The sequence below is a fragment of the Micromonospora sp. WMMA1923 genome (assembly GCF_049179195.1).
GTDB classification, from domain to species: domain Bacteria; phylum Actinomycetota; class Actinomycetes; order Mycobacteriales; family Micromonosporaceae; genus Micromonospora; species Micromonospora yangpuensis.
The window spans coordinates 1-10,898 of record NZ_JBMHLZ010000005.1 but is presented as its reverse complement, the minus strand read 5'-3'; the positions used below and the strand labels follow the sequence as shown (position 1 = coordinate 10,898).

The following is a 10,898-nucleotide window of genomic DNA, read 5'->3' as shown; positions in this document are numbered from 1 at the left end:
GGAGAAACCAAGGCCGCCAGCGGGGAAAACTACTGGCCACCTACGGGGAAATCCGATTGGCCGTTGACAGACGGCCGGTTGCCTCGCGGTCGGCGGCGAAGGCGACGAGTCCTGACTTCCACTTGCTCTTGGCGTAGCGGTCGATGCCGAGTCGTCTCATGGCGACCCGTGGCCGGACGACGGTGCCGCGTCTGCGGACGGGCGTGACGAGTCCTTCGGCTTCGAGGACCCGGACGGCCTGGCGGACGGTGTTGATGTTGACGCCGTGTTCGGTGGCGATCTCGTCCTGCTTGGGCAGGGTGCTGCCCTCGGGGTAGTCGCCGCGTTGGATGGCCTCGCGCAGGAGCGCGGCGAGATCCCGGTACCCGATACCCATTGGCTCCTCCTGGCCGGTGCGCTGTGTCGAGGTATCTCTACCCAGCAAGTGTGCCCACCCGTTCAACATTAGAGCTAGTTCTATTGACAGCACCATGGTCGATCGGGTCACATAGAGCTAGTTCTAATGCCTGGCTGGTGGGAGAGCGTGATGCGTGGCCCTGCGGAAGTTCCGAACGTCTCCAGATCATCCTCGATCCCACCCGGGGGCACCGCCCAGGCCATCGTGCCCGGTGCGTGTTGAGGCTGGCCCGGGGTGGGTGCTGGCGTGGGATCTCGACCCGAACGACATCCCCGGAATGGCCCGCCCACCTCGGTGCCGCCCCGGCCGAAGCCGGTAACGGTGCTGCCGCCGATGCCCGGGGACCTGGTGTTCCTCGGCCGGCGGGCGTCGGTGCAGTTCGGCGGGGACCGGGGGTTGTGGCTGCGGGTGATGTCGGTGTGCGACAAGCCGACGTACCACGGCTGGGTGTGGTTGACGGGTTATGTGATCGACCGGGCCACCGGTGAGGCCACCGGGCGGCGGGAGGTCTTCGTTCAGCTCGCCGGCCTGCACGTCGAGCTGCTTGCCATGGGTAGCCGGACCCGGCGACCCGATGTCTCACGGGGGACGGTGAACCGGCGTGTTTGACGTGCGCGTACAGCTCGGAGCGGTGCTGCGGATCGCGGCGGACGACCGGTTCCGGCCGGCGGACGGGCCGGTGACGGTGTGGGTGACCGGGGTGCGGCTGGTGAGCAACCGGCCGGAGTGCGACGAGTGGGTCTGGGTCGAGGGCTTCAAGCTCGACGCCACCGGCCGCCGTGGGCCGCAGACCCAGATCCTGGTACGCGCCGCGCTGCTGCCGGCCGGGGTGGCGGAGCGGTGACCACGTACCTGTCGGCGACCGTCGCACAGCAGTTGCGCGCGGCACAGGCGCGGTTGGACCGGCACACGCCGTCGAGCGCCGACGGGCGCTGCTCCGGCTGCGCCGAGGTCGGCCCGTGCCCGCAGCGGCGGGCGGCGTTGCGGGTCTTCGGCCGGTACGGGCGGCTACCGCGCCGGTGGCCGGGGGCGACCCGGCCGGAACGGATCAACCGTGCGTCGTCCTGGTCGTGGCTGCGCCCGCAGTGAGCGCCGGACGGTCGTGCCTCTGCACAAGGGCCTGCTTGCCGGGTACGCCGTATCGTCGGTCGTAGCCGAGTGCCCGCCTCGTCACGGCGCCACGATGGGGTTCGAGCATATCCGCAGGTCAAGGAGTTCTTCGCTGATCTTCGAGGTGCCCCCGGCAGGATTCGAACCTGCGACACACGGTTTAGGAAACCGATGCTCTATCCCCTGAGCTACGGGGGCGCGAGTGGCCAGTCTAGCGACCTGCGGGTTTACCCCGGGTGGCAGGGAGTGACCCGCGTTGACCCGGGCTGTCCGGGCTGGTTCCGGCCGGTATTTGGCCAGGTCGGAGCGCCTCGGATCACATCAACCCCGGATTTCGACCCTGATCTTGGCCGGGGTTGACCCGGGCTGGCCGGGGTTGTCCGGGGGTGGCTTCCGCTGAAGAGCACACGTCGCACACATCAGCCAAGATCGAAGTGGCCGGTTTTGTCGGTCGGATGCCGCGCCAAGTCGGGCTCGCCGCCGCCGCTTCGGGTGTGGTTCACCGTCGCTGGTGGTGGCCGGGGTGCCAGTGCGGTAGGGGGATGTCTGCCGTGCGGTATTGGGCGAGGGCGGCGGTGGCGGTTGCTTCGAGGTGTCGGACGGTGGCGATGGTGGTGTGGAGGGCCATGGTGGTCTGGGGGACGGTGAGGCCTCGCCAGTGGCGGAGGTGAAGGCAGGTGCGGTGTCGGGTGTCGAGGTGTTGGTATGCGGTGAGGGCTTGTTGGAGTTCGTACTTGCGGATGACGGCTGATTCGGCGCTGGTGGTGTCCTGGGGTTCTGTGGCGTGGTAGTCGTCGGTAAGGCCGGCGGGGTGCTCCGGTCGGGTGCGGCGGGCTCTGGCGTGGTCGAGGACGAGGCGGTGGGCAATGGTGTGTAGCCAGGCGATGATCGGTCGGCGGGGTTGGGTGTACTGGTGAAGGTTTTTCCAGGCCCGTAGGAACGTCTCGGCGGTGATGTCTTCGGCCAGGTGTCGTTGGTGGCTGCCGACGCGGGTGGTGACGTGGCCGAGGACGTGGCTGTGGTGGTGTTGGTAGATCTGGCCGAAGGCGTCGCGGTCGCCGTGTTGGGCGCGGCGTACGAGGTCCCATTCCGGCGGACGGTCGTCGTGTTCCTCTTGGCGGGGGTTTCCGGGGGGTGTGGTCATGGGGTCGTCCGGTGGGCGTAGTTGGTCGCGAGGATGATGATCACGAGCAGGATGAGGGTGGTGAGGGGGCGTGCCAGGCGTAGGCGTAGCAGGATCCAGAGGGTGTTCGACAGGCTGCCTTTGGCCAGTGCGAGGGCCAGGATGAGTACGCCGATCAGGGCGAGTAGGTCCTTCATGGCGTGCTCCGGGCCGGGGTCTGTGGCTGGTCGGATGGGTGCCGCTGCGCGTCGTGGTGGTGGGCTGCGGCGGCTGACGCTTGCTGGTGGGCGGTTACTGCCTTTGTGCGGGGTGCGAGTAGGCGCAGGAGGGGGGTCTTGGTGGCGAGGAGGCCCACGATCGTGGCGTAGACGGCGACGGTGAGTCCTTGGGTGGCGGCGGTCTGCCAGCCGACGCCGGCGGCGTTGGCGGTCGGATCGGCCAGGCGCGGCATCGCGGCCGTCAGCAACAGAAGCGGAAAATTGACGGCCAGGTGAAACGCGATACCGGCTTCGATGCCGCCGGTGACGACGGCGAGCCAGCCGAGTGCGACGCCCATGGTCAGGACCAGCAGGACACCCCAGACGGTGCCGGGCCCGTGCAGGGCGGCGAAGACGACCGCCTGCCCGCCGATGGCCGGCCACGGAGAACGGAAGAACCGGCCGACGCTCTGGAGGATGACGCCGCGGCTGATGTACTCCTCGGCGGTGACCTGCCCGATCAGGAACACGGCCACGATCGTCACGGTGGTGAGGTACGGGCCGAACCCCGGCCACCCGGACGGCTGCGTCGGGGCGGGTTCGACGTCACTGGTGTGGGTCAGCACCTCGATCACGAAGCCGGAGATCATGCCGGTCAGGACTGTCGGCGCCGCGACGGCAAGGCAGACCGCCAGCCAGCGGCGGCGGATGCGGCCGGCGATGCTCAGGACGCTGCCGGCGGGCCGCCGTTCGATGGTCTTGACGGTGAGCATGGCGATCGGTAGTGCGACGGCCACTCCGGCGATGGTGTACGCCATGAGGGTGTAGTCGCCCAGCAGCGGCAGTCGGGGCTGGAAGTTCAGGGCGACGGCGGCGGTCATCAGGCTGGCCAGGACCCCGAGGAACACCACCAGCACGGCGGCCACCGTGCGCCACCATCGGGGCGTTAACTCCCGGGACATCCGGTGGAACGCCACCGGCTCGTCCGCCATGCCCGCGGCGGGCAGGCCGATCGGAGTCGGCAGACCGGACGGCCCGGCCGGGTCGGGCGCGGTGGTGGGTGGCGTCGGCAGGGGTGGGGGTTGGTTGTGCAACGGAGAGAACCCTTTTCTCGCAGGTGGATAGACCAGGTCGCGTCGTTCGCGGGCGACCCGGGTGGACGTGGGCAGGCGTGGTCAGGTCACGGGAGGGGGGTCGCGGTGTAGTGGCCAGAGTCGGGGGCCGCTGGGTAGGTGCAGGGGTGTGTGGGGGTGGTAGCCGTAGGCGGTGAGGGTGTCGCGGGCGCCGGTGGTGGTGACGACCGTGTCGACCGGCAGAGCGCGGTGGTCGGCGTGGTGGCGGTGGTCGAGGAGGTGCCGGCCGAGACCCCGGCTGCGGTGGCTGGGGCGGACCCACAGCCAGGACAGCCAGTCGTGTGCGGTCGTCGGCCGGTAGCTGTCCAGGGCTTGCAGGAGCTGCTGGAAACGGACGGCGGCGCGGCCGGCGGCAGCTCCGAGGTCGTGGCGGGTCGGCGCGGCCCACGGCCTGGTTTCCGGGTACGGGTGCCAGACGGCGATGGCGGTCATGTGGCCGAGGATGGTGACGTCGCCGCGTTCGACGGCGTGGTCGACCTGGACGGCGATCAGCCGTTGCAGCACGTTGCGGCGTTGCCGCAGGTCCGGTAGCAGCCACTCGGTGACCGGGTCGAACATGGCCACGGCGGCGAGGAGCATGGTGATGGTCGGGACGTCGTCCGGCCGTGCCGTCCACGCCTTCTGGTCCAGCTGTCCGGTCACTGCGCCGCACCTTCGGCCGGAACGGCACCCACCGCTGTCGGGGCCGTGTCGAAGAAGCCGGGCGGGAAGGTGGGGCCGGGTCGCCACATGCGCCAGATCGTCGGCCCGCTCGGGATGTGGATCGGTGTGCCGGCCCGGTAGCCGAGCCGGTGGTAGAGGGCCTGGTTGCGCAGGTTCGTGGCCTCCAGGTACGCGGGCAGCCCTTCGGCGTCGAGGCGGCGGTGGTGGCCGGTGAGCAGCGCGGCCCCGATCCCACTGTTCTGCCGGCCGGGTGCGACGGCGAGGTAGGCGAGGTGGTGGTGCGGTGCGGCGGGGTGGTGGGTTTCGAAGAGTGTGTCGAGGAGGGCGAACACGGGCGCGTAGCGGCCGGTGGCCTGCTCCAGGGCTGCGAGGTGCTCGGGGCTGGGTGAGGTCGGGGGGTGGAGGCGGGGGTACCAGATCGCCACCCCGGTCTGGTCGTCGGTGGTGTGCACGGTCCCGTGTTCCAGGCTGTGGCGCAGCATGGCCGCGAAGTAGGCGCGGTAGACGAGGCGTCGTTCGGCGGGGTCGGGGACGAGCCAGTCGGCTACCGGCCCGGTGAAGAACGCGTCGGCCAGGACCGGGATCAGGGTGGCGGTGTCGGCGGGTGTCGCCGGGCGGACCGTGACGGTGGGGATGGTAGGGATGGTCATCTCGGCAGGTCCTTACACGTGGTGGGGTGCGGTGGTGGGGGTGCGCCAGGCGACGGTCGCGGTGTGCGCGCCGAGTCCGATCGCCTGGTACACGTCCGGGTGGGCCCGTCGCAGGATGAGCGCCCACATGGCGCCGAGTAGAGCGGTGGCGGCGTAGGCGGTGGGGAACATCCATCGCAGCGGGGAGTTCGCTTCGACGCCGAGGAGGGTGTCGAACTCGACCAGGGTGGCAGCGAGAATGCCCGTGAGGGCGAGGGTGGCGAGCACGGGTGCGACCGTGCTGCGCCAGCGTCCTTCGCCGTGCGGGGTGTGGTGGAAGAAGCCGACCACGGCGGCGGAGGTGACGGTCATGAGGATGAGGACGCCGAGTCCGCCGGTGACGGTGATCCAGAAGAACAGGTGCACGATCGGATCCGCCCCCACCACCGCATACCCCACCAACACCGCCACGGCGACAGCGCTCTGCAGGAGCGAGCCGATCTTTGGGGCGCCGGTGCGGCGGCTGGTGCGTCCCAGCACGGCGGGTAGGACGTGTTCGCGGCCGAGGGCGAACAGGTACCGGGCCACGGTGTGGTGGAAGCTGAGGAGTGCGGCGAAGAGGCTGGTGACGAACAGGACCTGCGCGAGGGTGATCACGGTGGTCGGGAGATACGGGCCGGTCAGGTCGAAGATCAGCTCCGTGCCCGAGGCACGGGCGGCTTGCACGATGTGTTCGGGGCCGGTGGCCACCGACATCGCCCACGCCGACCCGGCGTAGAGCACGCCGGTCAACGCGACGGCGATGAAGGTGGCTCGGGCGATGGTGCGTCGGGGGTCGCGGGTCTCTTCGGCGAAGACGGTGGTGGCTTCGAAGCCGACGAATCCGGTGATCGCGGTGACCAACGCCGCCCCGATACCCGCACTCACCACCAGCCCGGGGTGCAGCGTGCCCAGGCCGATACCGCCGGAGGCGGGCCGGCTGAGCATGACCGCGTCGAAGACCACCACCACAGCGCACTCAGCCACCAGCATGACCGCGAGGATCCGCCCGTTGAGGTCGATGCGCAGCAGCCCGAGGACCGCCACCACCGCCCACGCCGCCAGGGCGCACAGCCACCAGGTGATGCTCCAGCCGTAGCGGGTGTGGAGGAAGTCGGCGAGTACGGCGCCGAAGCCGCCGTACAGGCCGATCTGCATCGCGTTGTACGCCACCACCGCCACGGCGGCTGCGGCGACGCCGGCTGGGCGGCCGAGACCGTGACGGACGTAGGTGTAGAACGCGCCGGCGTTCACGACGTGCCTGCTCATCGCCACGTAGCCGACGGCGAACAGGCCGAGGACGGCGGCGACCAGAAGGTACGCGATCGGGATACCGGTCACGCCCGTGACCGCGTAGCCGGTGGTCGCACCACCGGCGACGACGGTCAGCGGGGCGGCGGCGGCCATCACGAAGAACACCACATGCGCGACGCCGAGACGGCCACGCGCCAACGTCACCGACACCGCACCAGGCACAGAACGAGACATGCAGAATCACCTTTCGCGGAAGAAGAGCAGATAAGGAGCGGGGAGCGTGGGGTGGTTCAGGTGCGGTGGGACAGGACGGCGTTGCCGACAGCGGCGGCGAGGTCACCGAACAACTCACGCACCGGCGGCTGCACCCCATCGACGGCCTCCCGCAGATACAGACGGGCGGACAACGGCGCACCGTCGAGCAGGCTGGAGCCCAGTTGGGTGTGCAGGACCAGGCCGGCCAGGACCCGGTCGGAGTCACCGAGAGTCCGACGACCGCGGATCCGCTGTGACAGACGCGCCCCGGGCCACGCGGCGTCGTTGATGTCCACGGGCCGATAGACGGTGCGCTGCCGCCACAGACGGCCCACCTGCTGCGGGACCAGGAGGCCGGCGTGCCACATGCGCCGCGCCACCTGCGCGTAGGCGGTATCGGCGATGTAGGCCAGCCACGTCCGGGTCGGACACTCGGGCTCCGCTGCAAGCCGGTCCAGGATCAGGTGTTGGAGGGGGTCCGCCGGCGGATGGACGTCGCGGACCCGCACGCGGCCGTCGGCGAACGTGACCCGGCCATTCAGGTGCAACTCGGCCAGCAACGCGGCGGCCAGGCCGTAGCCGAGGGCGGAGCCGAACAACCGCTGATGCCCGTAGTCGTCGTGGGCGACGAAGAAGAACTCGTCCGCCAACATCGGCGGCCCCACAGCCGAGGCTGGGGTACGTCTCGACGATAGATAGCGGGGATCATGCCGCCCGACCTCAGGACGTGTCACCACGACCGACCTTCCTCACTCGAACACGGATGCGTACCGGAAAGCGGGATGCGCGCCTGGGCCAACAACGGCCGGCCGCCGGGATGCTGCGACAGTTCCTCGACCGCCCACCGCAGCTGCTCACAGCCTTCGGGCCGGCAGTGGAGGCAGCCGCCGGTATTCCTGTGCGCTTGTAGCGTCAGGCGGGCGGCGTCGAACCGATCCACCGGACCCGCCGCCTCATCCAGACGGGTCACCGGCCGACGACAGCGCCGACCTCACCGGAGGACGACAGAGCGGTGGGGTCGATGTCGACCACCACCGGCAGGTGATCAGACGCCGACCGGGTCACCTCGTCATCCACCACCCGGAAACCACCCACCGCCGGCAGCAGTGAGGCGGTGGCGTGGATCGTGTCGATCCGCCGCCGCACACCCCGCACCGCGAACGGCGACGACGGCCAATGCCCTGTTGTCGCCTTCCACGGACCGCCCGTCACCGCGGCGACGTCGCGTAGACCGCCGGCTTCCCACACCTCCGCCGGCCGCCGGTCCGCACGGTGACTCGTCCCCGGATGGGTGACCTCCCGACACTGGTGCACCAACTCCGGAAACCACGGCTGACCGGTGTACGGGTCACGGTCGTAGTAGTCCCCACCCACCCGGGCCGCTCCGATCGAGTTGAAGTCGGACCCCACCACGGCGGCGAGGCTCGGACCGGTGACGGCGGCCAGGGCCATCTCCGCCTGATCGATCCGCCGATGCCGACCGAACGCCGGCGCGTGATACGACGCGAACAGGATCGGACGACCCTGGACCTGGAACGCCAACCGGACCAGGGACCCGAACCCGACGCCCCGCCAGCCGTGACGGTGGTCGACGGCCGGACCGAACGTCCGGAACGTTTCCGGCAACGGCACGAGCCCCTCACGCCACAGCAGGGCCACGTGCACCGTGTTGTCACCCACGCCGACCGCCGGCACGTCCCGACCATCCACGCTGCCGACCGTGGCGGTCAGGCCGGTCCGCGCGGCCAGCTCCGCTACCACCACACCGACGTGCCCCGGCGAACCCTTCACCTCCTGCACCGCGATGACATCCGGATCGATCGCCCGGATCGTCTGGACCACCCGACGCTGCCGCTCAGCCTCCCGCCCACCCGCCGGATACGACGTCCAGTCGAGAAGGTTGTAAGTGGCAAAACGCATTGGCGTCTCCAGTAGGTGGTCGGGGTGCCGATGAGGCAGATGGCCCCACAGCTCGGTCACCAAACAATCACTCATAGGCCGGATCTTGGGGAATCCCGACCTGCGGTCCGACCTGCCTTGCCTGATCCGGGCGCGTTATTGGGATCTTGATCCGACCAAGGAATCGTTTAGGTCGGTGACTGTGCCACTTTGAACAGGTCGGACCGCAGGTCGGTATTCCGAACCTGACTTCCCTACGGTTAACTACCAGCGAATCGTGAACCGATGGAGGCGGCTGGTGACTGGCCCGAGCCCGCTTGTCCGACGCCGGTGGCTCGGCCAGGCGATCAAGGCCGCCGCCGGTGACGGCTCAGCTGCCGGGTGGTGGACCGACGACGCCGCTCGCATGGGACAGCGCCAGGCCCACTACGCCGACTCGAACGCGGCACCCGGTCGATCAGGGAGTACGCCCCGTCGCTCGTGCCGGGACTACTCCAGACCGCCGTTCGTCGTCTCTGTCCTAGCGAATCCACCGATCCCCGGGGGGTCCAGAATCTCGGTCATCAGGTCCAGCAGTTGGCAATACCACCGATTCGTGAAGCGACGTACACATCGCAGGACCCGAACTTGGAAGTGTGGAATGCCAATCAACGCCGATGTTTCGCCACGGGAGGCGACTGTGGCAGATGGTTTTGTTCGACAGCTCCTGATGTAGAATCCGTCGAAACTGAGCCCCACAGCATTATGAAATAATTGGAGGGTCGGTGGCCCGTCATCCTGAGACAGAGGCGAATCAGCAGCCCAACGAACTACTCATCAAGGCTCGCGCCCGCCTTGAGTCGCCCTATCACGCAGGGCGCCTGATGTCTCGCGCCGAGATGGCTGACGCCGTCAACGCTGAGCTCGACAAGTTGTACCCAGACCGCAACCTCGGTAGTTTCTACGTGGATTCGCGCTGGATCGGGAAACTGGAACGTGGGGAACACCGCTGGGCAAGTAGCGAGCGCCGAGCAGCTTTGCGGCGAGTCACTGGTGTGTCCAGCGATCATGATTTGGGCTTGCAGAAGCCCCGCCCATCGGAACGGGGCAAAGTAGCTCAGATTGTCAGGAAACAGTACTCGCTTCCTCGGGCTCCATCAACCAACCGCCCACCGGAGATGCCATCTCTAGAATCTCCCACCGGCGGGAACAAAGTCGCAACACTTGGCGACGGCGAGTGGAGCAGCTTCGCGCGTGTCACTGACATGTTGGCTCAACAGCGACAAGCGGTGGCACCTGACGTTCTTCTGAGCCTGGTGGAGGCTCACCGAGACAGCATCTCCACTTTGTTTAGAAAGGCTTTTTCGGATCCCTTGCGAGCTGATATAGGATCGATGCTTGGCGAAGCGTCAATTGTTGCCAGCCGGCTGTGGAGCGCACAAGGGAATCACAGTATGGCGCTTGCTCACTGCACCTACGCGAGGCAGTTGGCCGATCGACTAGGAGATGCCAGACTGAGTGCTACCGCCCGAATTTTCGAAAGCAACCTCCGCTCGGGTGCTGCCACGCTGGTCCAAGCGGACGGAGATGTCATGATTGGCCTCCGGCTGCTCCACGAGGCTGAGTCAGCATCCGATCACCTTAGTCCTGCAGCGCGAGCGAGGATCGCTGCGGAACAGGCTCAAGCCTACGCCTCTCTCCGCATGGCGAAGGAAACTCAACTAGCGCTGGAGCGCGCAGGTCGGGCAGCGGCTGAGATTACCGTGCTGGACCGCGCGGGACTGTACAGCGACTGGAACTCTTCTCGCTTGCGCGTGTACGAAGGAACCTGTCACATCCTGCTCGGTTCCCCGACTACGGCCGTCCATGTTCTTCAGGGCGCGTTGGTCGAGATGGCAAACGATCATGAAAACACGAACGTCATGCTCGCTGCACGGGTGGACCTGTCCAGGGCACATGCACTCGCGGGGCAGCTCGAAGAATCCTGCGCAGTGCTCGCTGATTCTTACGGGCAGTTGGTGGAGGTCGGCAACCTTCGTGGTATCTCTCGCGCACGACGAGCGAGGCAGGATCTGGTGCAATGGGATTCCGAGCGTCCGGTTCGAGAGCTAGACGCCAGCATGAGGTCGCATCACTCCGCTCGCTCATCTCTCCATCAAGGATTTGACAGCAGAAGTTAACAGCTCCGGCTGAAGTCCATCGAGAATCACGTCTGGATCA

At 68.1% G+C, this 10,898-nt stretch carries 13 protein-coding genes and 1 tRNA gene; 3 read left to right on the top strand and 11 right to left on the bottom strand.

All coding sequences use genetic code 11. The features are described from left to right. Positions 1-40 precede the first annotated feature (40 nt). Positions 41-376: a winged helix-turn-helix domain-containing protein gene (locus ACN28G_RS29625; RefSeq protein ID WP_421481012.1), complete on the bottom strand. Its 336-nt coding sequence runs from the start codon at positions 374-376 to the stop codon at positions 41-43. Between the two features lie 354 nt (positions 377-730). On the opposite strand from ACN28G_RS29625, the gene ACN28G_RS29620 reads away from it, so the two are divergent. From ACN28G_RS29620 to ACN28G_RS29610, 3 genes are read left to right on the top strand one after another with little or no spacing between them, the layout of a single operon-like run. Next, the gene (locus ACN28G_RS29620; protein WP_421478039.1) at positions 731-1,006 is read left to right on the top strand and encodes a hypothetical protein; all 276 of its coding nucleotides are present in this window, start codon (positions 731-733) and stop codon (positions 1,004-1,006) included. Continuing rightward, positions 999-1,241, top strand: a complete 243-nt coding sequence (locus ACN28G_RS29615) for a hypothetical protein (protein WP_421478040.1) — start codon at positions 999-1,001, stop codon at positions 1,239-1,241. Before ACN28G_RS29620 ends, ACN28G_RS29615 begins: the two co-directional genes overlap by 8 nt. Next, positions 1,238-1,486 carry a hypothetical protein gene (locus tag ACN28G_RS29610; protein WP_421478041.1) on the top strand — a complete coding sequence of 83 codons (249 nt, stop codon included), beginning with the start codon at positions 1,238-1,240 and terminating at the stop codon, positions 1,484-1,486. The genes ACN28G_RS29615 and ACN28G_RS29610 overlap by 4 nt, the downstream gene beginning before the upstream one ends. A gap of 146 nt (positions 1,487-1,632) precedes the next feature. Here the strand turns inward: ACN28G_RS29610 and ACN28G_RS29605 are convergent. The 10 genes from ACN28G_RS29605 to ACN28G_RS29560 all read right to left on the bottom strand — a co-directional run bounded on the left by ACN28G_RS29605 (position 1,633) and on the right by ACN28G_RS29560 (position 8,720). Next, positions 1,633-1,705, bottom strand: a tRNA-Arg gene (locus ACN28G_RS29605). 301 nt (positions 1,706-2,006) lie between these two features. Further along, the gene (locus ACN28G_RS29600) at positions 2,007-2,651 is read right to left on the bottom strand and encodes an RNA polymerase sigma factor (RefSeq protein WP_421478042.1); all 645 of its coding nucleotides are present in this window, start codon (positions 2,649-2,651) and stop codon (positions 2,007-2,009) included. Then, positions 2,648-2,827: a hypothetical protein gene (locus ACN28G_RS29595; RefSeq protein ID WP_421478043.1), complete on the bottom strand. Its 180-nt coding sequence runs from the start codon at positions 2,825-2,827 to the stop codon at positions 2,648-2,650. The genes ACN28G_RS29600 and ACN28G_RS29595 overlap by 4 nt, the downstream gene beginning before the upstream one ends. Then, positions 2,824-3,921: a CPBP family intramembrane glutamic endopeptidase gene (locus ACN28G_RS29590; protein WP_421478044.1), complete on the bottom strand. Its 1,098-nt coding sequence runs from the start codon at positions 3,919-3,921 to the stop codon at positions 2,824-2,826. Before ACN28G_RS29590 ends, ACN28G_RS29595 begins: the two co-directional genes overlap by 4 nt. An 81-nt stretch (positions 3,922-4,002) precedes the next feature. After that, complete coding sequence (locus ACN28G_RS29585) at positions 4,003-4,602, bottom strand: GNAT family N-acetyltransferase (RefSeq protein ID WP_421478045.1); 600 nt, start codon at positions 4,600-4,602, stop codon at positions 4,003-4,005. Next, entirely contained in the window at positions 4,599-5,273 is a 675-nt protein-coding gene (locus ACN28G_RS29580) for a GNAT family N-acetyltransferase (RefSeq protein WP_421478046.1), read from the bottom strand. The genes ACN28G_RS29585 and ACN28G_RS29580 overlap by 4 nt, the downstream gene beginning before the upstream one ends. 12 nt (positions 5,274-5,285) lie before the next feature. Next, positions 5,286-6,779, bottom strand: a complete 1,494-nt coding sequence (locus tag ACN28G_RS29575; RefSeq protein WP_421478047.1) for an APC family permease — start codon at positions 6,777-6,779, stop codon at positions 5,286-5,288. Between the two features lie 56 nt (positions 6,780-6,835). Next, on the bottom strand, positions 6,836-7,453 hold the full coding sequence (locus ACN28G_RS29570) for a GOLPH3/VPS74 family protein (protein WP_421478048.1): 618 nt from the start codon (positions 7,451-7,453) through the stop codon (positions 6,836-6,838). A gap of 77 nt (positions 7,454-7,530) precedes the next feature. Next, complete coding sequence (locus ACN28G_RS29565; protein ID WP_421478049.1) at positions 7,531-7,770, bottom strand: hypothetical protein; 240 nt, start codon at positions 7,768-7,770, stop codon at positions 7,531-7,533. Beyond that, positions 7,767-8,720: a hypothetical protein gene (locus tag ACN28G_RS29560; protein WP_421478050.1), complete on the bottom strand. Its 954-nt coding sequence runs from the start codon at positions 8,718-8,720 to the stop codon at positions 7,767-7,769. Before ACN28G_RS29560 ends, ACN28G_RS29565 begins: the two co-directional genes overlap by 4 nt. Positions 8,721-10,898 lie beyond the last annotated feature (2,178 nt).